This is a genomic window from Acidimicrobiales bacterium, from assembly GCA_035546775.1.
Taxonomy (GTDB): domain Bacteria; phylum Actinomycetota; class Acidimicrobiia; order Acidimicrobiales; family JACCXE01; genus JACCXE01.
The window spans coordinates 121,810-145,187 of record DASZWD010000030.1; the positions used below are offsets into that span (position 1 = coordinate 121,810).

General features: G+C 68.6%; 30 protein-coding genes. 15 read left to right on the forward strand and 15 right to left on the reverse strand.

Going from position 1 to position 23,378, the window contains the following annotated elements:
* Positions 1 to 8 precede the first annotated feature (8 nt).
* Positions 9 to 971, reverse strand: a complete 963-nt coding sequence (locus tag VHC63_06385) for a TIGR03557 family F420-dependent LLM class oxidoreductase (GenBank protein HVV36214.1) — start codon at positions 969 to 971, stop codon at positions 9 to 11.
* Between VHC63_06385 and VHC63_06390 the strand changes: the two genes are divergently transcribed.
* Positions 970 to 1,413 carry an ATP-binding protein gene (locus VHC63_06390; GenBank protein HVV36215.1) on the forward strand — a complete coding sequence of 148 codons (444 nt, stop codon included), beginning with the start codon at positions 970 to 972 and terminating at the stop codon, positions 1,411 to 1,413. The genes VHC63_06385 and VHC63_06390 overlap by 2 nt on opposite strands.
* Before the next feature lie 4 nt (positions 1,414 to 1,417).
* On the opposite strand, the gene VHC63_06395 is transcribed toward VHC63_06390, so the two are convergent.
* On the reverse strand, positions 1,418 to 1,564 hold the full coding sequence (locus VHC63_06395) for a hypothetical protein (GenBank protein HVV36216.1): 147 nt from the start codon (positions 1,562 to 1,564) through the stop codon (positions 1,418 to 1,420).
* Between the two features lie 136 nt (positions 1,565 to 1,700).
* Between VHC63_06395 and VHC63_06400 the strand changes: the two genes are divergently transcribed.
* On the forward strand, positions 1,701 to 1,955 hold the full coding sequence (locus VHC63_06400; GenBank protein ID HVV36217.1) for a DUF6458 family protein: 255 nt from the start codon (positions 1,701 to 1,703) through the stop codon (positions 1,953 to 1,955).
* A 21-nt stretch (positions 1,956 to 1,976) separates the two neighbouring features.
* On the opposite strand, the gene VHC63_06405 is transcribed toward VHC63_06400, so the two are convergent.
* From VHC63_06405 to VHC63_06445, 9 genes are all read right to left on the reverse strand, one after another.
* Positions 1,977 to 3,671, reverse strand: a complete 1,695-nt coding sequence (locus VHC63_06405; GenBank protein ID HVV36218.1) for an amidohydrolase family protein — start codon at positions 3,669 to 3,671, stop codon at positions 1,977 to 1,979.
* Between the two features lie 23 nt (positions 3,672 to 3,694).
* On the reverse strand, positions 3,695 to 4,465 hold the full coding sequence (locus tag VHC63_06410) for an alpha/beta hydrolase (GenBank protein HVV36219.1): 771 nt from the start codon (positions 4,463 to 4,465) through the stop codon (positions 3,695 to 3,697).
* On the reverse strand, positions 4,459 to 5,565 hold the full coding sequence (locus VHC63_06415; GenBank protein ID HVV36220.1) for an amidase: 1,107 nt from the start codon (positions 5,563 to 5,565) through the stop codon (positions 4,459 to 4,461). The genes VHC63_06410 and VHC63_06415 overlap by 7 nt, the downstream gene beginning before the upstream one ends.
* Entirely contained in the window at positions 5,562 to 6,344 is a 783-nt protein-coding gene (locus VHC63_06420) for a methyltransferase domain-containing protein (protein HVV36221.1), read from the reverse strand. Before VHC63_06420 ends, VHC63_06415 begins: the two co-directional genes overlap by 4 nt.
* A complete protein-coding gene (locus VHC63_06425; protein ID HVV36222.1) occupies positions 6,341 to 7,123 on the reverse strand; it encodes an alpha/beta fold hydrolase in 783 nt (260 codons plus the stop codon). The genes VHC63_06420 and VHC63_06425 overlap by 4 nt, the downstream gene beginning before the upstream one ends.
* Positions 7,124 to 7,131: 8 nt before the next feature.
* Positions 7,132 to 7,347 (reverse strand): hypothetical protein, encoded by a 216-nt coding sequence (locus VHC63_06430; GenBank protein ID HVV36223.1) that lies wholly within the window; start codon positions 7,345 to 7,347, stop codon positions 7,132 to 7,134.
* A 293-nt stretch (positions 7,348 to 7,640) separates the two neighbouring features.
* Positions 7,641 to 8,081 carry a hypothetical protein gene (locus VHC63_06435; protein HVV36224.1) on the reverse strand — a complete coding sequence of 147 codons (441 nt, stop codon included), beginning with the start codon at positions 8,079 to 8,081 and terminating at the stop codon, positions 7,641 to 7,643.
* A gap of 3 nt (positions 8,082 to 8,084) precedes the next feature.
* The gene (locus VHC63_06440) at positions 8,085 to 8,498 is read right to left on the reverse strand and encodes a hypothetical protein (protein ID HVV36225.1); all 414 of its coding nucleotides are present in this window, start codon (positions 8,496 to 8,498) and stop codon (positions 8,085 to 8,087) included.
* A gap of 8 nt (positions 8,499 to 8,506) precedes the next feature.
* Positions 8,507 to 9,619 carry an acyl-CoA dehydrogenase family protein gene (locus VHC63_06445; protein HVV36226.1) on the reverse strand — a complete coding sequence of 371 codons (1,113 nt, stop codon included), beginning with the start codon at positions 9,617 to 9,619 and terminating at the stop codon, positions 8,507 to 8,509.
* Positions 9,620 to 9,691: 72 nt separating this feature from the next.
* Between VHC63_06445 and VHC63_06450 the strand changes: the two genes are divergently transcribed.
* From VHC63_06450 to VHC63_06465, 4 genes are all read left to right on the forward strand, one after another.
* Positions 9,692 to 9,913: a hypothetical protein gene (locus VHC63_06450; GenBank protein ID HVV36227.1), complete on the forward strand. Its 222-nt coding sequence runs from the start codon at positions 9,692 to 9,694 to the stop codon at positions 9,911 to 9,913.
* The gene (locus tag VHC63_06455) at positions 9,906 to 10,304 is read left to right on the forward strand and encodes a TA system VapC family ribonuclease toxin (GenBank protein HVV36228.1); all 399 of its coding nucleotides are present in this window, start codon (positions 9,906 to 9,908) and stop codon (positions 10,302 to 10,304) included. The genes VHC63_06450 and VHC63_06455 overlap by 8 nt, the downstream gene beginning before the upstream one ends.
* Before the next feature lie 79 nt (positions 10,305 to 10,383).
* The gene (locus tag VHC63_06460; GenBank protein ID HVV36229.1) at positions 10,384 to 10,992 is read left to right on the forward strand and encodes an MBL fold metallo-hydrolase; all 609 of its coding nucleotides are present in this window, start codon (positions 10,384 to 10,386) and stop codon (positions 10,990 to 10,992) included.
* Positions 10,992 to 11,573, forward strand: coding sequence for a nitroreductase (locus VHC63_06465; protein ID HVV36230.1), 582 nt, complete (start codon positions 10,992 to 10,994; stop codon positions 11,571 to 11,573). The genes VHC63_06460 and VHC63_06465 overlap by 1 nt, the downstream gene beginning before the upstream one ends.
* Here the strand turns inward: VHC63_06465 and VHC63_06470 are convergent.
* On the reverse strand, positions 11,570 to 13,723 hold the full coding sequence (locus VHC63_06470) for a glycogen debranching N-terminal domain-containing protein (GenBank protein ID HVV36231.1): 2,154 nt from the start codon (positions 13,721 to 13,723) through the stop codon (positions 11,570 to 11,572). The two genes, VHC63_06465 and VHC63_06470, sit on opposite strands and share 4 nt — an antisense overlap.
* Positions 13,724 to 13,787: 64 nt before the next feature.
* Here VHC63_06470 and sufC (VHC63_06475) point away from each other — a divergent pair, with 64 nt between their 5' ends.
* Genes sufC (VHC63_06475) through VHC63_06515 form a run of 9 tightly spaced genes read left to right on the forward strand, consistent with a single transcriptional unit; the run spans position 13,788 to position 21,050 of the window.
* Positions 13,788 to 14,543 (forward strand): Fe-S cluster assembly ATPase SufC, encoded by a 756-nt coding sequence (gene sufC / locus VHC63_06475; protein ID HVV36232.1) that lies wholly within the window; start codon positions 13,788 to 13,790, stop codon positions 14,541 to 14,543.
* Positions 14,540 to 15,763 (forward strand): cysteine desulfurase, encoded by a 1,224-nt coding sequence (locus VHC63_06480; GenBank protein ID HVV36233.1) that lies wholly within the window; start codon positions 14,540 to 14,542, stop codon positions 15,761 to 15,763. The genes sufC (VHC63_06475) and VHC63_06480 overlap by 4 nt, the downstream gene beginning before the upstream one ends.
* 13 nt (positions 15,764 to 15,776) lie before the next feature.
* Positions 15,777 to 16,259: an SUF system NifU family Fe-S cluster assembly protein gene (locus VHC63_06485; GenBank protein ID HVV36234.1), complete on the forward strand. Its 483-nt coding sequence runs from the start codon at positions 15,777 to 15,779 to the stop codon at positions 16,257 to 16,259.
* A gap of 14 nt (positions 16,260 to 16,273) precedes the next feature.
* Complete coding sequence (locus VHC63_06490) at positions 16,274 to 16,501, forward strand: hypothetical protein (GenBank protein HVV36235.1); 228 nt, start codon at positions 16,274 to 16,276, stop codon at positions 16,499 to 16,501.
* A gap of 7 nt (positions 16,502 to 16,508) precedes the next feature.
* Positions 16,509 to 17,252, forward strand: coding sequence for a glucose 1-dehydrogenase (locus VHC63_06495; protein HVV36236.1), 744 nt, complete (start codon positions 16,509 to 16,511; stop codon positions 17,250 to 17,252).
* Positions 17,249 to 17,440: a ferredoxin gene (locus tag VHC63_06500; protein ID HVV36237.1), complete on the forward strand. Its 192-nt coding sequence runs from the start codon at positions 17,249 to 17,251 to the stop codon at positions 17,438 to 17,440. Before VHC63_06495 ends, VHC63_06500 begins: the two co-directional genes overlap by 4 nt.
* A 7-nt stretch (positions 17,441 to 17,447) precedes the next feature.
* Positions 17,448 to 18,812, forward strand: a complete 1,365-nt coding sequence (locus tag VHC63_06505) for an MFS transporter (protein HVV36238.1) — start codon at positions 17,448 to 17,450, stop codon at positions 18,810 to 18,812.
* Positions 18,809 to 20,080: an MFS transporter gene (locus VHC63_06510; GenBank protein ID HVV36239.1), complete on the forward strand. Its 1,272-nt coding sequence runs from the start codon at positions 18,809 to 18,811 to the stop codon at positions 20,078 to 20,080. Before VHC63_06505 ends, VHC63_06510 begins: the two co-directional genes overlap by 4 nt.
* A 43-nt stretch (positions 20,081 to 20,123) precedes the next feature.
* Entirely contained in the window at positions 20,124 to 21,050 is a 927-nt protein-coding gene (locus VHC63_06515; GenBank protein ID HVV36240.1) for a L,D-transpeptidase family protein, read from the forward strand.
* Positions 21,051 to 21,060: 10 nt separating this feature from the next.
* Here the strand turns inward: VHC63_06515 and sufC (VHC63_06520) are convergent, their stop codons facing one another.
* The 3 genes from sufC (VHC63_06520) to sufD are packed head-to-tail and all read right to left on the reverse strand — an operon-like array spanning position 21,061 to position 23,365.
* Positions 21,061 to 21,843, reverse strand: coding sequence for a Fe-S cluster assembly ATPase SufC (gene sufC, locus VHC63_06520; protein ID HVV36241.1), 783 nt, complete (start codon positions 21,841 to 21,843; stop codon positions 21,061 to 21,063).
* Entirely contained in the window at positions 21,840 to 22,154 is a 315-nt protein-coding gene (locus VHC63_06525) for a non-heme iron oxygenase ferredoxin subunit (GenBank protein HVV36242.1), read from the reverse strand. The genes sufC (VHC63_06520) and VHC63_06525 overlap by 4 nt, the downstream gene beginning before the upstream one ends.
* The gene (gene sufD, locus VHC63_06530) at positions 22,151 to 23,365 is read right to left on the reverse strand and encodes a Fe-S cluster assembly protein SufD (GenBank protein ID HVV36243.1); all 1,215 of its coding nucleotides are present in this window, start codon (positions 23,363 to 23,365) and stop codon (positions 22,151 to 22,153) included. The genes VHC63_06525 and sufD overlap by 4 nt, the downstream gene beginning before the upstream one ends.
* Positions 23,366 to 23,378 lie beyond the last annotated feature (13 nt).

Here is a 23,378-nt window from a genome sequence, read left to right on the forward strand (position 1 = left end):
GCGGCCACCTACCCGAATCGTCCGAGCGCGGGCCGTAGCTTTTCGGCCCAGAAGTCGATGAAGCCTCTTTGATCAGGCCCGATCTGGTGGAAGTAGATGTGGTCGAAGCCGGCGGTGACGAACTCCTCGACGGACTTCAGGATCGGCTCGACGTCGGGCCCGCACGGCGTTGACTTCAGCACTTGCTCCTCGCTGATCGACTCGACCGCCTGCTCGAAGTGGTTCCACGTCGGCAGGTCCTGCATCAGCTGACCGCCAAGGCCGCCGACGGGCCAGTACTTCAGCACCGTCTTGCGCGCCTGCTCGGTGTCGTGGCCCCAGCACAGCGACACCTGCGCGTATTTGGGGCCGTGACCGCCGGCGGCGGTGAAGCGTTCGACGTGCGACGGATCGGTGCCGTGGCCCCAGTAGCCGTCGCCGATCTTGGCGGCGAGCTCCACCGATTGCTCCCCGAAGCCCGACACGATGATCGGCGGCTTGCGTCCGGGGGCGTCGAAGATGCGCGTGTTCTCGACGCGGTAGTAGCGACCGTCGTAGTTCACCGTCTCACCGGACCACAGTTCGCGGATGATGGCGACGGCTTCTTCGAGCATCTTGAGCCGGATGTCGTGGCGGGGCCACCGGTGGCCCAGCACGTGCTCGTTGAGCGCCTCGCCGGTACCGACGCCGAGGAAGAATCGCTCGCCGAGCAGCTGTGCGACCGTCGAAGACGCGTGCGCTACCAGAGTCGGATGCATGCGCGTGGTGGGGCACGAAACGCCAATGCCGACGTCGATGTGCGACGTCGTGCACGCGATGCCACCGAGAACCGACCAAACGAACGGGCTATGGCCCTGCGCGGCGATCCAGGGATGGATGTGATCGGAAATCGACACGAAATCGAATCCGGCGTCCTCAGCGTGCCGCGCGTTCTCCACCAGCGTGCGCGGCCCGTGCTCTTCGCTGGAAAGCGTGTAACCGAACTTCCTCATGTGTTACTCGCTACCCGCCGCGGGTACCGCGCCAGTCGTGAAGGTTGTGTACGAACGTCGTTTGCCGAGAAGTCCGTCCGCGTTGCAATTCGTGCGCCACGACGTCGACTCGGCACTGGCCACCAACGGCGTCGCGCGTTCCCAGATCGACGACGCCCTGCTGGTGCTGTCCGAACTGGGCACCAACGCGATGCACGCGATCGGATACGAAGACGAGATCGACGTGCGGCTCGGCATCGAGCGCCGCGGTGACGTCATCGTGGAAGTAAAAGACCCCGGCAGTGGTTTTCGTCTGTCGCAGGCGTTGCGTCTGCCTGCGAGGAACGAAGAGCACGGCCGGGGCCTCGCCATCGTGTGCCTCCTCGCCGACGAGACGACCGTCCGCCGGCGGAGGCGGCACACGGTGGTCCGCGCCACGCTTCGCGCGAAGCGCAGCGCGTGACTGCCTAGCTGCGATACACGCGCGAGCCACTGATGGCGCTGGCGACGAGAAGCACGAGCGCGATGATGAGCGCCCACTTGAGTCCTTCCGCGAAGAGTCCAACGCCACCAAAGACAAGAGCCAGCAGCAACAGGAATACAACGAGAGCCATCACGCTCCTCCTTGTGTAGTCGTGGCTGCGCTCTACCCGCTCACGGAACGCGTCAATCCAAACGCGGTGCGTATGCAACATCACGCCGTGCGGTACCACCACTGCAACACATCGTTCCTACAAGGAGGACGTAGCAATGGGTATTGGAGTAGCCATTTTCCTGATCGCCGTTGGTGCGATCCTTCGCTTCGCGGTGAATGTGACAACCAACGGTTTCGACATCCACATGGTCGGCGACATCTTGATGATCGTGGGCGTGCTGGGCGCGCTGTTGTCGATGCTGTTCTGGTCGTCGTGGGGCGGCTGGGGCAACCGCGACGCCGGTGGCGACAACGTGATCGTCGAGCGCGGCGGCCGTCGTCGTACAACCTATGTGGAGCGGGAAGTCTAAGAACTCTCTACAACTGAATAGTTAGACGCGGACAAGGCGACCGGGGCGTTCCCCGGTCGCCTTTCCGTTTTCAAAGGTGATCTTGCCCGCACACACTGTGGCGTCGTAACCGTCGACGCGCTGCACGAGGCGACGACCGCCTGCCGGAAGATCGAAGATCATCTCGGGCGCGTGGATGTGCAAGTTGTCGAAGTCGATCACGTTGATGTCGGCGCGCTTGCCCGGCTTCAGTTCGCCTCGATCGGTGAAGCCGTAGAGGTGCGCGGTGCGCTGCGTCTGCTGCTGCACGACGAACTCGAGCGGCAGTTTCGCGCCGCGCGTGCGGTCCCGCGCCCAGTGCGTGAGATTGAACGTCGTCATCGACGCGTCGCAAATGAGCCCGCAGTGCGCGCCACCGTCGGAGAGACCGAGCACCGTCGCCGGATGCGACACCATCTCGCGGATGGCGTCGAAGTTGTGGTGCACGTAGCTCGCCAGCGGTGCGAAGAACAACGCCTTTCCATCGCGCTCGAGCAACCAGTCCAGCGCCACTTCTTCGGGACGGCGCCCTTCGCGCTCGGCGGTGGCGGCGACGCTGGCTTCCCGCGGCGGCTCGTAGTCGCACGGATCGCCGAGTTGGAACATCTGGTCCCACCGCGACATGAGCGGCGACATCGCCTTGCCCTCCTCGCTCAGCAGCGCGGCGCACACTTCGGGCTTGCGCAACTCGGCGACGCGCCGTTCCAGCGGCAGGTCGCGTAGCGCCCGGTACGTCGGATGCGTGATGAACGGGTGGAACGACGACTGGAGACCGAACAACATGCCCGTCGGCCGGTTGCCCACCTGCGGGACGAACTGCACACCCTCCTCCTGCAACGCCAGAGCGTGGTCGAGCACGTCGCGGTAGCCCTCGGGCGCGAAAGGCGACTGGGCGGTGAGGAAGGTGACGGGACGGCCCGTCGAGCGCGCGATCTCGACCATCCAGTCGCGTTCGGGACCGTCGTGGCCCGAGCGGTCGCTGATGATCTGGATGACGCCCTTGCCGACCTTGCCGATCGCCTCGGCGATGGCGACGACCTCTTCGCCCGGCGCCGTCGTGCCGGGCACGAGCCCGTACTTGGAACGGTGCAGCACGGTGCGCGACGTCGAGAAACCCACGGCGCCGCACTCGATCGCCTCGGCGGTCAGCTTCGCCATCATCGCCACGTCTTCGCTGGTGGCGTCGTCGTCGTGGGCCCGCGCGCCCATCACGTAGGCGCGCAGCGCCGCGTGGGGCACCTGTGCGGCGACGTCGAGCACGCGCGGCATCGCATCGACGGCGTCGAGATATTCGGGGAACGACTCCCACTGCCAGTCGATGCCCTCGTGCAGCGCGGTGCCGGGGATGTCCTCCACCGACTCCATCAGTTCGATCAGCAGCGCCTGCTCGTCGTCGCCGCGGCGCGCCGGTGCGAAGCCGACACCGCAGTTGCCCATCACGATCGTGGTGGCGCCGTGCCACGACGACGGCGTCACTTCCGGATCCCAGGTGACCTGGCCGTCGTAGTGCGTGTGCACGTCGACCCAGCCCGGTGCGGCCAACTTGCCCTCGGCGTCGATCTCGCGCGCACCGGCGGGCGCGGTGCCCGGCGCCTCGATCGACGTGATCGTGTCGCCGTCGACGACGATGTCACCGGCGAAGGCCGGCGCCCCCGTGCCGTCGACGATGGTGGCGTTGCGGATGACCAAATCTGCCATCCGGCGATTCTAATGCAGGTGCATCAATCGGGCAGGGCCGAAACGAAGCGGCCGATGCGATCGGCCACCGCGTCGGCGTGGGTGAACACCAAGTAGTGGGCGGCGTCGGGCATCGTCTCGACTTCGATCGACGGGTGTGTTGCGGCGAGTGCGTCCAGATCGCGCCCGAGCCCGGCGCGGTAGGCCGACATCACCGGCGCCGTCCACGCCATCTGGTTGCTGTTGGCCATCGGGTCGGGGCCGCAGGCGTTGAAGATCAACTGCGGGCACGTGACGTTCGCGTAGTGGTCGAACATGAAGAGCGCCTCGATCGTCGGCAACATGGCGTTGAGCGCCGGCCGCTGTTCCCCGTTGAGCGCCAGTTGCACGTCACGCAGCCGCGCCAGCGCGTCGGTCACCTCGTCTTCGGTCATGCCGACGTACTGGTGCGGACGACCCATCCCATGGCCGTCGATATTCACGACACCGCGAGCGTCGCCGGTCGCCTCGGCGAACAGCACACCGACCATCCCACCGAGCGAATGGCCGCCGACGACGGGACGGTCGAGGCCGTAGTGGTCGCGCACGGCCGCGATGTCGTCGAACACCCGCGGCCACGTCCACTCCCCTTCGCCCGACGCGCCGTGATTGCGCATGTCAAAGGTGACGATGCGGAACCGCGGCCCGAGTCGCCGCACCACCGGACCGAGGTGGCCCTGCTCGCCCCCCATCCCGTGGGTGAGCAACAGGGCCGGACCGTCGCCGCCGTAATCAGTCGCCGCGATGTCGACGCCGGCGCCGCGCACGGTCACCACGCGAGCGCCACCGCCTGCTCGATCACCGCCGCGGTAGCCAGCAGCAGTTCCTCTCCGCCCGGCGCCGCCACCAGCTGCAAACTCTCCCCCGGTCCGGTGCCCACGGGAATCGAGATCGCCGGTGTGCGCGCCGTGTTGAACGGGTGCACCAACGGGTTCGGCAGGAAGTCGGCGTCCGTAGTGACCGGGCGCTCGTGCAGCGTCGGCAACGCCAACACCGGCACGCGCTGGAGCAACGCGGCCACCTCGTCGACCCACGCTTCGCGCGTCGGCAGCGCGGCGTCGTACTGCTGGCGCGTGATCGAGGCGCAGCCGCGCAGGCGATCGCCGACGTAGTCGTGCACGCCGCCCGGAACGTCCATGAGCGCCGCATCGGAGCGCCACGCCTCGAAGCCGATGACGAGCGCGAACGTGACGTTCGCTTGATCCCAGCCGGCGAGGGCGACGTCCTGCACCGCGATACCGCTGCGGGCCAGCGCGTCGTCGACGACGCGCTGCAACGCCGGGTCGACGGCCACCGGCGACGCCAGGCGGCCGATCGCCGGCGCCGCCGCGACGCCCTCGAGGGAGAACCCGGGTTCGAGCAGTTGCATGCCGAGCACGAGTCCGGCGACATCGCGCGCGAGCGGCCCCACCGTGTCGAGCGCCGGGGACAGCGGCCACACGCCGTCGAGCGATACACGACCCCACGTGGTCTTGAGCCCGGCGATGCCGCAGCACGCAGCCGGCAGGCGCACGGAGCCTCCGGTGTCGGTTCCGTAGGCGACGTCGGCTTCGTCGAGCACGATCGCGACCGCCGAACCACTCGACGACCCGCCGGGCACGAGGTCGGGCCAGCGCGGGTTGAGCGGATTCCCGAAGGTCGGGTTGAGACCCGTCGTCCCAAAGCACAGTTCGTGCAGGTTCGCCTTGCCCACGATGCGCGCTCCCGCGGCGCGCGCCGTCGCCACGCACGGCGCGTCAGCGCCGGCTGGCTGCGCCGAGTCGGCGATCGCCTTGCATCCGACCGTCGTCGGTACGCCGGCGACGTCGATGGCGTCTTTCACCGCGAGGCGCGGCCCGTTCCCCGTGGCGTCGAGGCGCGTGATCCACTCGTTCATGGCCGCCGCGCCGAGATGTTCAGGCGGACGTAGTCCAAGGTCACGTTGCCGGGCGAGCCGAGCCCCTCTGCCACTTCGTGTACGAATGCCATGCCTAGGTCGTCCCCCAAACGCTCGACGTGAGGCCCGAGAATGATCGTGCGGAGGTACGCAATCGGGTCGTCGGGCACGACCGGAATCTCCTCCAGCCAGCAGCGGACTGCCGTGAAGCCCGCAGCGCGCAGGCGCGACTCGGTGTCCTCCGGCGTCGCAAAGTTCGTCACGCCTTCGACGTCGTAGAGCGCGTCCGCGTACTGCTCCTGACGCGCCACGTCGCGCGCCACCGCGTGGACGCGCGCCAGATTGGCGCCGCCACCGCACTGCGCCTCGAGCCGACCTCCGGGAACCAACGCGGCGAGCAGGCGAGCGAAGAGCGCGTCGTGATCCTGGATCCAGTGAAACGTCGCGGTCGAGAACACACAGTCCACGGCGTCGAGGCCCACGGCGAGCGCCGGAAGGTCGAGCTGGAGGAGGTCGACCTGACGCACAACGGCCGACGTTCCTACGAGCGCTGCCGCGGCGGCGCGCACCATGTCCGCGTCGGCGTCGACTGCAACGACGCGACCCTCCGGCACGGCGTCTGTGACGTGCTGGGTGACTCGCCCGCTGCCGCAGCCGGCGTCGAGCACACGCTCGTCGCCGCGCAGCGCCAGGCGCGCCAGCACCGGCAGCGCCATCGCCTCCAGCGGAGCCGACACGCGGTGGTAGGTGCCGGCGTCCCAGACGCGCCCGGGCGTCACTCGGAGTCCGCCCGCACGGGGCCGAGCCGCGAGGCCCAACCGACGAGCATCGCGATCGCCCGCGGGTCGTGACGCAAGCGGTGACCGGCACCCACGAGCATGCGCACCTCCACGTCGCCGTGGTGTTGCGTGATGGCCGCTTCGATCCGGCGCACGTCGGTCGGCGCCACGACGTCGTCGTCGTATCCCTGCACGAGCATGACGGGTCGCTTACCCACGTGCGCCGCCGCGCGCTCGGGCGTCTCCGCCACGAATTCCTGGGCCCACGCGGCCACGTCGAGCGGGAAATCTTTGTCGCGCACGACCCCGAGCGACCGGCAGCGGTCGAGGAACTTGCGCGGTTCATTCGACCAGTCGTCGAAGGTCGCAGGGACGGCGAAGCCGGCGACCGAACTGACGCGCTCGTCCACCGCCGCACGACACAGAGCCACGGCGCCTCCGGCGCTGAAACCCGCGACGCCGACTTCGCCGACGTTGCGCGTCTTGATCAGCCAGTCGACGGCGACGCCGAGGTCGTCGATCCACCCGCGCAGCGAGAAGTCGCCGGCGGAACGGCCACAGCCGCGGAACGTGAACGTCAGGACCGCCGCGCCCGTCTCGTCGGCGACGAACTCGGCCAGCTCGGCGTATCCCTCGCCGCTGGCGCGGGCACCCCGTGGAGGTGACGGGAAGCCGTGGCACAACACCATCGCTGCCGCGCCGCGCTCGGCGCCCGGCGGCAGCGCCAGCCGGCCCACGAGGTCGCCGGCCGCACCGGGCAAGACGACCGACTCAGCCACGTCGCGCCCTACTCAGGGTGACGGTCGGCGTGGCCCTTCCACAGGTGGTAGCCGCGGTTGCGGGCCTCCGCGAGACGATCGGGTCCGAAGCAGATGTACGTCTGCGCCTGCATCAACTCGTCGATTCGCCCCGCGTCGAGATCGGTGGCGTCGAGGTCATAGACGACTTGTGAACGCTTGTCGCCGACAAAGCGGTGATGCTCAAAACGAATAGGCCGGCTCATGATCCGGCGAACTTATCCGCGTCGAAGGGGCGCCCACGTGTTTCCACGCAGACGCCCCTTCGAGCAGTTCGTTATCGGAATTACCCGCTGGTCGGATTGCGACGGATGGGACCTCATCCGTCCGAGAGCAGCGAGGGTGGCTGGTGAGGATTCACCAAGTGGTCCGACGAGCCGCCTTAGCGGCCAGCCACCTCCAGGGTCCTAAAACCTAAGTGCATTCTGGGGACCACCTCCTTTCTCTGGTGCGATTAGTAAATCACGCGGCGGAGGCGGTGTTGTGGCATTTCGGCGAGCTATTCGTCGTCCTGCGCCTCGAGCCCGATGGCGCCGATTGTTTCGAGGTACGCCAGCACCTGCTCGACCGCGGCGCGCACGTCCTCCCGGTGCAATTCGACGCCTTTCGCCATGGCTTCGGTAATCGAGTAGTCGACCGCGGAGTCGATGTCGATGACGGCCGCCTCTCCGGCGTCGGGCACCTCACCGCTCGTGCGGGCGACTGCGGCGCGCCGGCGCAACAAATCGAGGGTCCACTGCACGATCTGGCCCAGTTCGGCGTAGGACAACACCGCGGTGACCTGTGGTGGCAGGCGCTCGGCGATCCAGGTCGTTGCCTCGTCGGGATCGAAGACGGGACGCGCCGGCACGGCGTCGAGTCGCTGCGCCTCGCGCCCGACCGCGCCGGCCGCGATGGCGAACACGACGAGCATCGTGACGACGGCCGCGGCTATGACCACGGATCAAGCATTGCGCATCCGGGTGAACACCCAGATGGCTGCGCCGCCGACGGCGGCGATCAACAGCACGAGCAACGCGACCGCGCCGCCGTTGACGCTGCTGCCGGCGTTCTTCGCCGGCACCGACGTCGAGGTCGTCGACGTGTTCGACGTGCTCGTCGTGCTCCCGAGGTCGATCGTGCCGCCGGTCGTGGTCGTGGCTTTCAGCGTGGTCGTCGTGGTGGCCGGTGCCGCCGTCGTGGTCGTGGTGCGCGGCACCGTCGTGGTCGTCACGTGCGCCGTCGTCGTGGTCGTGACGTGCGCGGTGGTGCTCGGCGGGTTGGTCGTGGTGGTGACGTCCGCACGCGCAACAGCGGCGCCCAGGAGGAACGCCGCTGCTGCGCTGAGCGTCGCTAGAAGGAGAAGTGCGCGACGCACTGCTGAACTTAAATACCGATGCGCTGCGCCAGCAGCTCGCGGTGATACGTCGGGTCGCCGAGGAACAGTTCCATCGACTTGGCCCGCTTGAAGTACAGGTGGGCGTCGTGCTCCCAGGTGAAGCCGATGCCGCCGTGGATCTGGATGTTCTCGGCCGCCGCGTGGAAGTACGCGTCCGAGCAGTACGCCTTGGCGAGCGACGCCGTGACGGGCAACTCGTCGTTCATCTCCGCCGCGCACCACGCCGCGTAGTACGCCGCTGACTTGGCCGACTCGACCTCGAGCAGCATGTCGGCGCACTTGTGCTTGATCGCCTGGAACGAACCGATCGGGCGACCGAACTGCACGCGCACCTTGGCGTACTCGACCGACATCTCGAGCACCTTCTGCGCCCCGCCAACCTGCTCGTTGGCGAGCGCCACAGCCGCGAGGTCGAGCGTGGTCTGCATCGTCGCCCAGCCGCCGCCGTCGGTGCCGATCAGCTTGGCCGGCGTGTTGTTGAAGGTGACGCTCGCCTGCTTGCGCGTCTGGTCCATCGTCGAGAGTGCTTCGCGGGTCACCGAGCTGTCGGTGGCGTCAACGGCGAAGAGCGACACGCCGGCGCCGGTGCGGGCGGCGACGACGATCAAATTGGCGACGTGGCCGTCGAGCACGAACATCTTGTTGCCGTTGAGCGTCCAGCTGTCGCCGGACTGCGTCGCCGGCAGCGTGATGCCCTCCTCGTCCCAGCGGCCGTTCTGCTCGGTGAAGGCGAGGGTGGCGATGGTCTCACCCGACGCGATCCCCGGCAGGAACTCCTTCTTGGCGGCGTCGTCGCCCGACTGGAGCAGCGCCGTCTGGGCGAGCACGCCAGAGAAGAACGGAGCGCACAGCAGGGCGCGACCCATCTCCTCGAGGACGATGCCGAGCTCGATGAACGAGTAGCCCGAGCCGCCGAACTCCTCGGGGATGGCGAGGCCCTGGAGGCCGAGCTGGTTGGCCATCTGGTCCCACACCGCCGGGTCGTAACCGTCGGTCGTTTCCATGAGGCGGCGCACCTCGGCGGAGGGCGACTTCTGCTCCATGAACTTGCGCACGGAGCTGCGCAGCTCGTCTTGCTCTTCGGTGAAGGCGAAATTCATGCCGGCTTACTTACTAGACCGCTCGGTCAAGTTTCCTTGCACCCAGCGCATTTTGATGCACAATGCATCTTGATGCGAACCACGATCGACCTGCCCGACGACATCCACGCTGTCGCGCGCGGCTTGTCCCGAGACCAGCGCATAACGATGAGCGAAGCCGTCGTGATGCTCATCCGCCGCGGACTCGGCGAGCCGGGCAACGTCGCCCTCGGGCGGTCTCGGCGCACCGGTCTCCCGCTCGCCCGCGTCGGCCGCCTCGTAACCCAGGACGACGTCCGCGCCCTCGATGACTGACCGGCTGCTCGATCCCAACTTGCTCATCGCACTCGTGGTGGGTGACCACGTCCACCACACGCTCGCAGAGGAATGGTTCATCCGCGACGGCGAGCCGTTCGCGACATCACCAACGACGCAGGGTGCCCTGGTGCGCTTTCTCATCCGTCACGGCGCGACCGCGGCCGAAGCCATCGCCGTGCTGCGCGGTGTGACGGGCAACGAGCGGCACAGATTCTGGCCCGACGACAACACCTACGACATCGATCTCGCCGGGGTCATCGGTCCCCGCCAGGTGACCGACGCCTACCTGGCGTACCTCGCCCGAGCGCACGACGCGCGCCTCGTCACCCTCGACAAAACCGTCGCCGCCCTCCACCCCGACGTCGCCGACCTCGTCGGTACCAGATGATTGGCGGAGTTTGGACCGTGATTCGGGTCGAATCACGATCCAAAGTCCGCCAAAGGCCACAACGCGTAGCGTGGCAGCTGTGAGCACGCTCATCTTCGAGGACGCGTTGGCCGAAGTGCACATGGTGGTCGTGGGGGCCTACGACAACAACGTGTACGTGGTGCGATGCAAGGAGACGGGCGAGGGCATGCTCGTCGACGCGGCGAACGAGCACGAGAAGCTGCTCGACTTGTGCCGGGCGCTCGACGTGCGCCGGGTCGTCGAGACCCACGGCCACTGGGACCACATCCAGGCCGTGCCCGCGGTCCGCGACGCCGGCTACTCGGTGGCCGTCACGCAGGCCGACGCCGGGATGCTCCCGTCCTATGACGAGATCCTCGAAGACGAGTCCGTGATCGAAGTCGGCCGCCTGCGGATCCACACGATCGCCACCCCGGGCCACACCCCGGGCTCGATGTGCTTCCAAGTGCAGGGCACGCCCCTGCTGTTGACGGGCGACACCCTGTTCCCGGGCGGCCCGGGTGCGACGCACTTCGAGAACGCGTCGTTCCCGACGATCATGCAGTCGCTGCGCCAGCGGCTCTTCACCTACCCCGACGAGATGCTCGTGCTGCCGGGGCACGGCAAGTCGACGACGCTCGGCACCGAACGGCCCCACGTCGACGAGTGGGAAGCCCGCGGCTGGTAGTGGACGCCCTCGACGCCATCTTCGCCCGCCGCTCGATCGGACGCCTGCAACCGCCGGCGCCGACGCCCGAGGACCTCGACACGATTCTGCGCGCCGCCGCCGTCGCTCCGGACCACAAGACGCTGCGCCCATGGAAGTTCGTCGTCCTCGACGGCGACGCCAAGGACGCGTTCGGGGGCGTGCTCGCCGATGCCTATCGCGCCCGCACTCTCGCGGCGGGAAAGGAGATCGTCGCCGCCAAGGAGGACAAGGAACGCACGAAGCTGGGCCGCGCCCCGCTCGTGGTTGTCGTGGGTGCGGTGAACCGCGGCGAGGACTCGATCCCGTTCATCGAGCAGTACGCCGCGGCCGCGGCGGCGTCACAGAACATGCTGATCGCCGCGACCGCTCTCGGCTACGGGTCGATGTGGCGCACCGGCGACCCGGCCTATGACGACGACGTGAAAGCGGCGCTCGGCTTCTCCGAGGACGACGCCATCGTCGGCTTCCTCTACCTCGGCACGCCCACCGCCGCGGCGGCGAAGCACCCCAACGAGGCCGACCTCACCGACCTCGTTACCCGCTGGCGGCCCCAGACCTAGGGGGCGCTCGGCGTCTGCGCCGTCATCGGATCGCGTGGTTCGGTCACGAGCTCGATCCCATCGGGCAGCCCCTCGACTTCGGTGCCCTTCTCCGTCACGAGGACCGTGACGCGCCCGCCCCCCAGGTTGATGTTGTGGACCTTCAGTTCCGACATTCCGGGCAGGAGCTGCGGCGCCATCCAGATCTGGGCGTGGGGCACCCAGGGGTCGAGGCGCAGGATGGCGCGCAGGAACGCCAGCGGCGTCGCCGACGCCCATGCTTGCGGCGAGCACGACGTCGGGTAGGGCACGACGCCGGGAAACTCGTCGCGCGCCAACCCGGCGAACAGCTCGGGCAGGCGGCGGTTGTAGAGCGCGGCGGCGTCGAACATGCCGTTCATGATCACGTGCGCCTCTTCGACGAAGCCGTACCGCACGAGCCCGGCGACGATCACGGCGTTGTCGTGGGGCCACACCGAACCGGTGTGGTAGCCGATCGGGTTGTAGCCCGCCGAGCTCGTCGCCATGGTGCGCACGCCCCAGCCCGAGAACATCTCGGGCGACATCAACGTCCGCACGACGGCCGCCGCCCTCTCCGGCTCGACGATGCCGGTCCACAGGCAGTGGCCCTGGTTCGAAGCGACGGCGTCAACCGGTCGCTTGTCGCCGTCAAGCGCGATGGCGAAACACTGCTTGTCCTCGAGCCAGAAGTCTTCGTTGAAGCGGCGCTTGAGTTCGGCGGCACGCTCACGCCACTCGCCCGACTCGTCACCGCGACCGAGTTCAGCAAGGAAGTACGCCCACGCGAGGTAGGCGGCGTAGGCGTAGCCCTGCACTTCGGCGAGCGCGATGGGGGCGCGCGCGATGGTGCCGTCGGCAAACTGCACCCCGTCCCACGAGTCCTTCCAGCCTTGGTTCGCGAGACCGTGGTCCGTCTTGCGCTGGTACTCGACGTAGCCGTCGCCGTCGGCGTCGCCGTATTCGACGAGCCACTTCACCGCCGCTTCAGCGTTCGGCGCCAGCGCGTCGACGATCTCGGGCGCCAGACCCCAGCGGCGCAACTCGCCCAGCACGATCACGAACAGCGGGGTGGCGTCGGCGGTGCCGTAGTAGATCGTCCCGCCGCCCAACGACAGCGAGGACGCCTCGCCGAAACGCATCTCGTGCAGGATGCGACCGGGTTCCTCCTCGGTGCGCAGGTCGACCTTGGTCCCCTGAAAGCGCGCCAGCGTTTGCAGCACGCCGAGGGCGAGGTCGGGGTCGACGACCATCGACATCCACGACGTGAGCAACGAGTCGCGCCCGAACAGCGTCATGAACCACGGCGCGCCGGCGGCCACCACGGCCCGCTCGGGATGCTCGGGATCGAAGATGCGCAGCGCGCCGAGGTCCTCGGCGCCGCGGGCGATGACGGACGCCAACAGCGGGTGGTCGGAGTCGACGTCGGGGACCGCGGCGCGCCAGCGGTTGAGACGTTCTTCGGGTGCGGCTTGCGCCGTTGACACGCCGGGCTTGAAGCGCGGCTCGATCTCGTGGTCGTCGATGGCGACCGACGCGCCGATCGACGCCGACCACGTGCCGTCGGCCGGCACGATCGCCTCCCACGTGACGCCCTTGTCGGTGACACGGGCGCCGTCACCGAAGGCGACCGTCAGCCGGCGCGACGACTCGCCGCGCACGTGGGTGAAGACGATCGAATCGCCCCGGACTTCGGCGGTGGTCTGGCCGCCGCCGCTGACACGTTGCTCCTTCACTTCGAACAAGTCGGCGAAGTCGGACTCGACCGCCAACTCGACGCGGCAGTACGCCGGTTCCTTCCCCACGTTGCGCAGCTCGATGTCCTCGCGCATGCCCCGGCCGATCCAGCGGCGCCGGAACAGCATGAGGGTCGAGTCGGCGTGACCGGGCCGCGGGCGATCGCGTGCCACCGTGACCCCGGCGAAGGGGTCGGGTTCGACGTGGGCGAGCGCCTCGGGACGGCTGCCGTTGAGCCGCAGCTCCCACCGGCTGATCAGGCGCGAGTCCCGGAAGAACAGGCCGTGGGGTGAACCGGCGACGATGTCGCCCGATGCCGCGCTGACGCAGAACGACGAGCCCTCGACCAGCGAGGTGACGTCGCCCGCGGCCCCGAGAACCGGCGGTTCGCTGGCGAAGGTCCAGGGCGCAGTCATGGCGAGTGAAAGCTACCCCGTCGTATTTCCCCTATCGCCGTAGTGGTAATAAACTGGAGCGGTCGTGACCAGCCCGAACCCTCCTGTCCTCGAGGTCCAGAACCTGCACGCGTCGGTCGACGGAACCGAGATCCTGCGCGGCCTCGACCTCGTCGTCCGCCCCGGTGAGATCCACGCCATCATGGGCCCGAACGGCTCGGGCAAGTCGACGCTGGCCAACACGCTGCTCGGCAACCCCGAGTACGCAGTCACCGACGGCAAGATCTTCTTCAAGGGCCAAGACGTCACCGACTGGCCGACCGACGTGCGGGCCAAGGCCGGCATGTTCCTCGCCTTCCAGTACCCCGAAGAGATCGCCGGCGTTCCCGTCGTCCAGTTCCTGCGCCAAGCCTTGTCGCAGCGCAAGGGCGTCGACCTGTCGGTACTCGAACTGCGGTTGTCGATCATGGAGTGGATGAAGAAGCTCGACATGGACCCGAGCTTTGGCGACCGCTACCTCAACGAGGGCTTCTCCGGCGGCGAGAAGAAGCGCAACGAGATCCTCCAGATGGCCATCCTCGAACCCGACGTCGCCATCCTCGACGAGACCGACTCCGGGCTCGACATCGACGCCCTGCGCATCGTCGCCAACGGCGTGCGTCAGGTGCGCACCGCCCGGCCCGACCTCGGCGTCGTCGTCATCACGCACTACCAGCGCATCCTCGACGAGCTAAAACCCGACTTCGTGCACCTGCTCTTCGACGGCCGCATCGCCAAGTCGGGTGGCCCCGAGTTGGCAGAGACGCTGGAGTCGGAGGGTTACGAAGGGTTCCGGGCGTGACGCCGAAGCTCGACTCCACGGTCGTCCGCAAGGACTTTCCGATCCTCGCCGACGGCAAACTCGTGTACCTCGACAGCGCGTCGTCGTCGCAGAAGCCCACGGCTGTACTCGACGCCATGACCCGCTACTACGAGACGACGCACGCCAACGTGCACCGCGGCGTCTACGCGATCGCCGAGCAGGCCACGCAGATGTACGAGGACGCGCGGGCGAAGATGGCGCGCTTCCTCGGCGCCGGCGACACCGCCGAGGTCGTCTTCGCCAAGAACGTCACCGAAGGCATCAACTTGTTCGTCCAGAGCTGGGGCCGCCAAAACCTCAAGCCGGGCGACGTCGTCCTGCTGACCACCATGGAGCACCACGCGATGTTGGTGCCGTGGCTGATGCTGGCGCCGCAACTCGGCGTCGAGTTGCGCTACCTCGAGACGACGCCCGACGGCTACCTCGACCTGTCGGACCTCGACGCCAAGCTCGCGGGCGTGAAGTTCGTCGGCGTCACCGCGGCGTCGAACGTGCTCGGCACGCTCAACCCAATCCGCCAGATCACCGACGCGGCGCACGCGGCCGGGGCCGTCGTACTCGTCGACGGCGCGCAGTCAGCGCCGCACGTCGTCACCGACGTCGCCGCGCTCGGCTGTGACGCCTTCGGGTGGACGGGCCACAAGATGCTCGGCCCGACCGGCATCGGCGGCCTGTGGGCGCGCCGCGACCTGCTCGAGCAGATCCCGCCGTTCCTCGGCGGTGGCGAGATGATCCGCGACGTCCGCCTCGATGGCTTCGAGCCCAACGACGTGCCGTGGAAGTTCGAGGCGGGCACGCCCCCGATCGCCGAGGCGATCGGGCTCGGCGCGGCCGTCGACTACATCGGCGCCCTCGGCATGGATGCGATCCGCCAGCACGAGATGGAATTGACGCAGTACGCGTTCGACGCCTTCCGCGAGCACTTCGGCGACGACGCCACGGTCCACGGACCGCACAACGTCGAGCACCGCACCGGCGTGTTCTCGTTCGCGTACAAGGACATCCACCCGCACGACATCGCCCAGGTGCTCGACACCCACGGCGTGTGCGTGCGCGCCGGTCACCACTGCGCCAAGCCGCTGATGCGCTGCCTCGGCGTGCCCGCTACCGCCCGCGCGTCGTTCTACGTGTACAACGACACGTCCGACGTCGACGCCCTGATCACTGCGTTGGTCGATGCCGACGCCATGTTTTGCTAGGAATCTGATCGCCATGGCCGGCCTCGAAGACCTCTATCGCGAGATCATCCTCGACCATTACCGCTCGCCGCGGAACCGGGGCGAGTTGCCGTCGCCCCCCGCCACCAAGGTCGAGGGCTACAACCCGCTGTGCGGCGACGAGATCGTGCTGTACCTCCAGGTCGAAGACGGCGTCGTGACCGACGTGAAGATCGGCGGCCAGGGCTGCTCGATCAGCCAGTCCTCGGCGTCGATGATGTCGGCCGCCATCAAGGGCAAGACCGTCGCCGAGGTGCGGGCGCTCGTGCGGGCGTTCAAGTCGATGATGTCGATCCACGAGAGCCGTCTCGAGGGCGAAGGCGAAGCCCCGTCCGCCGAGGATGCCGCCGCCGACGCCGACGTCAAGCTCGGCGATCTCGAGGCGCTTCAGGGCGTGGTGAAGTTCCCCGTCCGCATCAAGTGCGCCACGCTGAGCTGGAACACGCTCACCCAAGCATTGGACGAAGCCACCGCCTAACTAGAGTTCCCGGCGTGGCCCGCGAATACGCACCCCATAAGTACGCGACCGAAGACCTCACCGGGCTGATGCTCAAGGTGCACGACAAGGTGGAGGCGATCACGGATCTGCCGGGCGTGCCCGCGGGCACCAAGGGCAAGGTCATCGTCGCCAACGGCATGAACTGGCGCCGCTACCGGGTCTTGTTCGACAACAAGCAAGAGCTCGGGCACCTCGACGCCCGGCACATCAAGCAGGTCTGAGGTCCAGATGGGGGGACGGCTCGACGGCAAGGTGGCGCTGATCTCGGGTGGCGCCCGCGGTCAAGGAGCGACCGAGGCGGAACTGTTCGTAAGCGAGGGCGCCCGCGTCGTCATCGGCGACGTGCTCGACGACGAGGGCAAGGCCACGGCGGAGCGCATCGGCGAGGCGTGCCGCTACGTGCACCTCGACGTCACCTCCGAAGAGGACTGGCAGGCGGCCCTGCAGTTCACCGTCGACGAGTTCGGCGCGCCCGACATCCTCGTGAACAACGCCGGCATCTTCATCATTCGCCCGATCGCGATGACGTCGCTCGAGGACTTCCAGCGCGTGCAGAACATCAACACCACGGGCGTGTTCCTCGGGATCAAGACGGTCGGCCCGGCGATGTGCGAGGCGGGCCGCGGCTCGATCATCAACATCTCGTCGGTGGCGGGCCTCAAGGGCACCGCCGGCACGATCGCCTACACCGCGTCGAAGTGGGCGGTGCGCGGCATGACCAAGACCGCGGCCAACGAATACGCGGCGTTCGGCGTGCGGGTGAACTCGGTCCACCCCGGCATCATCGACACGCCGATGGCGGCCGAGTTCAAAGACCTCGGCGTGATGGACGCCGTGCGCCAAGTCATCCCGATGGGTCAGGAAACCGGGCCGGAGACGGTCGCCAAGCTCGTGCTGTTCCTGGCGTCGGATGACTCGTTCTACTCAACCGGTTCTGAATTCGTTGTCGACGGAGGGATGGTCGCCCGATGAAGGTCGTTGTCGATTTCGACATCTGCCAGTCCAACGCGGTCTGCATGGAGATCGCCCCGAAGGTGTTCGAGGTCCGCGACGACGGCTACCTCTACGTCCTGATCGAAGAACCGCCGGAATCGATGCGCGCCGAGGTCGAGGAAGCGGCCGAGCGCTGCCCGACCGGCGCCATCACCATCGAGGGCTAGCCACCACGTGCCCGACGGCCTGTGGGCTCCGGCCCGACGGGCCGTCACCGTCGGGCTGATCCTCCTCGTCACGCTGGTCGCCTTCGAGGCGCTGGCGGTCAACACCGCGCTGCCCGCCGCCGCGAAGGAACTCGGCAGCGTCGGCCTCTACGGCTGGGTGTTCGCCGCGTTCATGCTGTCGATGGTGGCGAGCATCGCCATCTCCGGGCGTGCCATCGACGAGCGCGGGCTGTACTTCGTGCTCACCGTCGGCGCGCCGCTGTTCTGCGCCGGCCTGCTGATCTGCGCCACGGCGCCGTCGATGATCGTGCTCGTCGGCGGGCGCATCGTGCAGGGCCTCGGCGCCGGCGCCGTGTCGTCGGTGGCCAACGTCGCCATCGGGCGCGCTTATCCCCCGCGTCTGCGCGCCGCCATGTTGGCGGTGATGTCGAGTTCGTGGGTCGTGCCGGGACTCGTCGGACCCGGCGCCTCGGCGTTGGTGACGACGGCGTTCGGCTGGCGCTGGGTGTTCGCCGGGCTGATCCCGCTTGTCGCCGTCGCCAGCGGCCTGACGCTTCCGGCGCTGCGCCCGTTCGTGCCTACCGCGGAGTCGATCGCCCACGCGGCAACGCGGCGAGTGGCCGATCCGCTGTTCGTCGCCGTCGGCTTTGCCTGCGTCATCGGCGGGCTCACCAATGCCCACGACCTCTGGCCGCTCGCCTTCACCGCCGTCGGCTTCGCCGTCGCCGGGCCGGCGCTGTACCGGCTCAGCCCGGCGGGCACATTCCGTCTCGCGGCGGGCGCGCCCGCCGCCATCGCGCTCAATGCCGTCATCAATTTCGCGTTCTTCTCGACCGATGCCTTCGTGCCGCTGGCTGTCACCCGCGTCCGCCACCGCTCGGTCGGATTCGCCGGGTTGGCGCTCACCCTCGGGGCGATCTCGTGGACGGTCGGTGCGTGGCTCACGGCTCGTCTCAACGAGACCGTGTCGGCGACGACGCGGGTCCGCGCCGGGTTTGTGTTCGTGCTCGGCGGGATCGTGCTCGTGCTGCTCGGGTTGCGCCCGGACGTCCCGATCGTGATCTTCCCCGGCGCCTGGATCGTCGCCGGCCTTGGAATGGGCCTGGGCTACCAAGGTGTTGCCCTCATCGTGCTCAACGCGGGCGCGGCCGACGAGGGCGATGACGACACCGGCCCGGCCGGCACCACCATCGCGGCCCGCCAGATCTTCGACACCCTCGGCACGGCGACAGGCACCGGCGTCGCCGGCGCGATCGTGGCCATCGCGACGGCCGGGCATCATTCGACCAAGGGCGCGTTGTCGGTGACCTTCGGCGTGATGATCGCCGTCGCCGTGGTCGGATTCGCGTTGTCGTCGCGGGTCGACGCATGAAGCTGCCGGCGTCGCTGGCGCCGATGCGCCATCGCGACTTCGCCATCGTGTGGGCCGCCGGCTTCGTCTCCAACGCCGGCAGCTGGATGCAGACGGTCGCCGTCGGCGCCTTCGTCACGGCGCGCACCGGGCAGGCGTCGTGGGCCGGACTCGCGGCGGCGGCCGCCTTCCTCCCGATCGGGCTGCTGGCGCCGATCGGCGGCGCCCTCGCCGACCGCTTCGACCGGCGCATCTTCGTGATGATCGCCAGCATCTTCGAGGCCGTCATGGCGACGTTGCTGGCGTGGATGGCGGCGACCGGGCGCGCCCACCCGGGATCGGTGACCGTGGTCGTGTTCGTCGCCGGGTGCATCGGCGCGCTGCGCCTCCCGTTCCAGCAGGCGATGATCCTCGACCTCGTCGAGCGCGACGAGTTCCTCGCGGCGGCCAGCCTCGGCTCGGCCCAGTACAACTTCGGGCGGGTCTTCGGCCCGTCGCTCGCGGCCGTGGTGATCGCAGTGTGGGGCTACAGCTGGGCCTTCACCGTCAACGCCGTCAGCTTCTTCGCCGTTGTGGCGGCAATGGCCGTCATCCGGCTCCCCCACATCCGCTCACTCGACGGCACCCGGCTGTGGGAGCGCATTCGCATCGGCGCGCGGGCCACGCGCGCCAACCCGGGAGCGCGGGCCGCCATCACGTTGATGGCGGTGGTGGCGTTCCTGGTGTCGCCGTTCATCGCGCTCATCCCGGCGCGCGCGTATCAACTTGCACCCCACAACGCCGGTCGCGTCGCCGCCATCACCGGCTGGCTCACGACCGCGCAAGGCATCGGCGCGGTAATTGGTGCCCTCGCCATCGCACCTTTGGCGGCGCGCTTCGGTCGGCGTCGCATGCTGCTGCTCAACGTCGTGGCCACGCCGCTGGCGTTGATCGCCTACGCGGCGGTGCCGAGCGAGGCGGCGGCCGTCGCCCTCCTCGGCCTAGTCGGCGCGCTCTACATCGGCGTGCTCTCGGGGTTACAGAACGTGGTGTCGCTGTGGGCGCCCGTCGAACTGCGCGGCCGCATCCTCAGCCTGTACCTCGTCGCCCTCGGTGCCATCTACCCGATCGGCGGCCTGTTCCAGGGCTGGATCGCCGACAAGATCGGGCTCACCGAGACAACGACGGCGGGCGCGTTGGCCCTTGTCGCCATCGTCGCGGTGTGGCGCGCCACGCGGCCGACAATCCTCCACCCGCTGACCGATCCGGACGAATTGGGCATCGATCCGGAAAATTTCGCCTCCGTCTGACAAACTGTTGTCCGCAATGAAGGCTGTTGCACTTCCCCATCGCATGTTTGCCGCGCTTGCCGCGCTGGCGGTTGGGTTCGGCGCGTCCGCGTGCGACCGGTCCGACGCCAAAGACGCCGCCGCCATCAAGCGCACGACGACCACGTCGAGCACCACCACGAGCACCTCGACGACGACCACGGCGCCGCCGATCGTCGCCCCCGCTGGTCTTGGTATGGGCTCGAAGGGCCCGCAGGTGCAGGAGCTCGAGACGCGCCTCGCCGCCCAGAAGTACGACCCGGGCAAGGTCGACGGCTACTTCGACTCCTCGACCTACCACGCGGTGCTCGCCTTCCAGAAGGTGCACGGGCTCAAGCGCACCGGCCGCGCCACCGACGACGTGCTGAACCTCATCGGCACGGTCGGCGCGCCGGGACCGATGCTGCCCGCCGGCGGCGCGACGCGCGTCGAGGTCGACCTCCAGCGCCAGATCCTCCAGCTCTACGTCGGCGGCGCGCTCAACAGGGTGGTCGACGTGTCGACCGGCTCGGGCAAGAAGTACTGCGTGCCCGGCGACGGCTGCGCCACCGCGGTCACGCCCGGCGGGTCCTACAAGGTGTTTTTCCGCCGCAACGGCTGGCGCACGAGCAAGCTCGGCAAGCTCTACAACCCGCTGTACTTCAACGGCGGCATCGCCATTCACGGAGAGCCGGCGGTGCCCGCCTACCCGGCGTCGCACGGCTGCGTGCGCATCCCGATGTACGTGTCGTACTACTTCCCGAGCCTCGTGCCCAACGGCACGCCGGTCTACGTGATCGGTGGCGCGAAGGCCGCCGTGCCGTTCAACGAGCCGGCACCGAACGGCGAGACGGGTACCGGTGGTCCGGCCACGACAACCAGCACCACCGCGGCACCGGCTACGACGACTACGACAACCCACAGCATCTTCCCGACGACCACAACGTCGTCGACCACCACCACGACGCCGTAAGTCCGGGCGTTCAGGCGAAGGGGTCGGCGAAGGGATCGTCGGCAGCGGGCGTAGGAACGACGTCGTCCTCGGCGTAGCCCGCGTAGCCCGTCTCTTCGAGTTGCTGGGCCAATTCGGGGCCGCCGGTGGCCACGATGCGACCTCCGGCCAGGACGTGCACGACGTCGGGGCGCAGCTCGGTCAGCAGACGCGAGTAGTGGGTGATCGCCAGCACGCCGAGGTTGTCCTCCTGCGTGGCCGCTTCGATGCGGCGGGCCACGTCGCGCAACGCGTCGACGTCGAGGCCCGAGTCGAGCTCGTCGAGAATGGCGAACTTCGGGCGCAGCACGCCGAGCTGCATGGTCTCGTTGCGCTTGCGCTCGCCGCCCGACAGGTCGACGTTGAGCGGGCGGTGGATGAACCGCTCGTCGAAGCCGATGCGCGCCGCCTCGGCGCGGATGAGGTCCCCCACCGGCTCGACGGCGCGGCCACTGGCGCGGAACGCCTCGGTCAGCGCGTCGGTCACCGAGACGCCCGGCACTTCGATCGGGTACTGCATGGCGAGGAACAAGCCGCGCTGGGCGCGCTCCCAGGCCGGCAGTGCCAGCAGGTTCTCGCCGTCGAGTTCGACGACGCCACCGGTGACCTCGTAGCCCGGTTTGCCGGCGAGCACGTGGCTCAGCGTCGACTTGCCCGAACCGTTGGGTCCCATGACAGCGTGCACCTCACCGCTGCGCACCTCGAGGTCGATGCCCTTGAGGATGTCGCGGCCGGGAATCGACGCCGTGAGCCCACGGATGGAGAGCACGCTCACGGCAACTCCACGTATACGTCGTCGCCGTCGACCTCGGTGGCGTACACCGGGACGGGGGCGGTAGCGGGCAGGCACTGCGGTTCGCCGTCGAGCAGGCTGAACGTCGAGCCGTGCTTCGGGCACTCGAGTTCGAGTTCGCCGGCGTACAGCTCGCCTTCGGACAGCGAGTAGTCGGCGTGCGAGCAGACGTCGCCGATGGCATACACGCGCCCGCCGATCAACGCCGCAGCGATCTTGTGGCCCTCGACTTCGAAACGCGTCGCCGCCTCGTCGGACAGCTCCTTCACCGAACACAGACGCACCCGGCTCACAGCACCCCTCCGGCGGCGGCGAACTTCAGGGCAACGGCGGTGCGCAGCGCGTCGCGCAGCTCGACGACGGGCGTGCGCTCGATGATGTCGTCGAAGAAACCGAGCACGATGAGCCGCTCGGCCACTTCGGTCGGCACGCCCCGGGCTTCCAGGTAGAAGCGCTGGTCGGCGTCGACGGGCCCGACGGCGGACGCGTGCGAACACTTCACGTCGTTCTCTTCGATCTCGAGGTTGGGCACCGAGTCGGCGTGGGCGCCCTCGCCGAGGACAAGGTTGCGATTGGTCTGGAACGCCGCTGATCCCGAGGCGCCGGGACGGATGCGGATGAGGCCCGAGTACACCGACCGGGACGTGTCGGTCAGCACGCCCTTGAACAGCAGATCGCTGCTGGTCTTGGGCGCGTGGTGGTCCTGCATCGTGCGGAAGTCGTGGATCTGCTCGCCCGAACCGAAGTAGGCGGCGATGAGTTCGGCTGAGGCACCCGGGCCGAGGACCTTGGAGTCGAGCCGGGCGCGGGCGTACGCGCCGCCGAGCGCGATCGCCGCGCAGGTGAGGTGGCCGTCGCGTTCGACGCGCGCACCGGCCGTGGCGATCTGCCACACCTTCGGCCCGAGCGCCTGGACGGACTCGTAGCGCAGCGAGGCGTTGGCGCCGGCGCACAGTTCGACGACGGGCAGGATCAGCGCGTCGATCTCGGCCGAGAGCGCCACGTCGAGCACGGTGACATTGGCCGACGTGCCGGCGCGCACCAGGATGCGGGGATACACGAGGGCGCCGTCGACGGTGACGTCGTGGACCACGACCACGGGCGTGTCGACGACGGCGTTGGCGGCGACGTCGACGACGACGCCCGACTCGCTGTAGGCGTCGTTGCGCAGGGTGAAGGCGTCGGGCTCGCTGATCGCCGAGCCCAGCTCGGCCGGAGCCTCGGCGAAGTCGGACAGCGCGCGCACGCTCAAGCCGGGAGCGTTGACCTCGAGGTGCACGATGCGGTCGTCGCGCACGACGACGAGGGCGGCGCGCTCGGCGGGCACGAGCGGGTGCTCGACCGCCGGATCCGCGGGGCCGGCGTCGGCCACGGCGGCGTAGCGGCCGAGGTCGAGACCGTCGATACGGCTGTAGCGCCACACTTCGAGGTCGGAAGTAGGCAGCGCGACGCCGTTCAAAGTCGCCTCGGCCGAGGCGCGTCGGGTCACCAGCCAGTCATTCACGGGATGGCAACTC

Coding starts and splice junctions, on each gene's coding strand:
- VHC63_06390 (HVV36215.1), top strand. CDS start 970: ATGTGTTACTCGCTACCCGCCGCGGGTACCGCGCCAGTCGTGAAGGTT.
- VHC63_06385 (HVV36214.1), bottom strand. CDS start 971: ATGAGGAAGTTCGGTTACACGCTTTCCAGCGAAGAGCACGGGCCGCGC.
- VHC63_06395 (HVV36216.1), bottom strand. CDS start 1,564: ATGGCTCTCGTTGTATTCCTGTTGCTGCTGGCTCTTGTCTTTGGTGGC.
- VHC63_06400 (HVV36217.1), top strand. CDS start 1,701: ATGGGTATTGGAGTAGCCATTTTCCTGATCGCCGTTGGTGCGATCCTT.
- VHC63_06405 (HVV36218.1), bottom strand. CDS start 3,671: ATGGCAGATTTGGTCATCCGCAACGCCACCATCGTCGACGGCACGGGG.
- VHC63_06415 (HVV36220.1), bottom strand. CDS start 5,565: ATGAACGAGTGGATCACGCGCCTCGACGCCACGGGGAACGGGCCGCGC.
- VHC63_06430 (HVV36223.1), bottom strand. CDS start 7,347: ATGAGCCGGCCTATTCGTTTTGAGCATCACCGCTTTGTCGGCGACAAG.
- VHC63_06445 (HVV36226.1), bottom strand. CDS start 9,619: ATGAATTTCGCCTTCACCGAAGAGCAAGACGAGCTGCGCAGCTCCGTG.
- VHC63_06450 (HVV36227.1), top strand. CDS start 9,692: ATGCGAACCACGATCGACCTGCCCGACGACATCCACGCTGTCGCGCGC.
- VHC63_06455 (HVV36228.1), top strand. CDS start 9,906: ATGACTGACCGGCTGCTCGATCCCAACTTGCTCATCGCACTCGTGGTG.
- VHC63_06470 (HVV36231.1), bottom strand. CDS start 13,723: ATGACTGCGCCCTGGACCTTCGCCAGCGAACCGCCGGTTCTCGGGGCC.
- VHC63_06485 (HVV36234.1), top strand. CDS start 15,777: ATGGCCGGCCTCGAAGACCTCTATCGCGAGATCATCCTCGACCATTAC.
- VHC63_06495 (HVV36236.1), top strand. CDS start 16,509: ATGGGGGGACGGCTCGACGGCAAGGTGGCGCTGATCTCGGGTGGCGCC.
- VHC63_06500 (HVV36237.1), top strand. CDS start 17,249: ATGAAGGTCGTTGTCGATTTCGACATCTGCCAGTCCAACGCGGTCTGC.
- VHC63_06510 (HVV36239.1), top strand. CDS start 18,809: ATGAAGCTGCCGGCGTCGCTGGCGCCGATGCGCCATCGCGACTTCGCC.
- VHC63_06515 (HVV36240.1), top strand. CDS start 20,124: ATGTTTGCCGCGCTTGCCGCGCTGGCGGTTGGGTTCGGCGCGTCCGCG.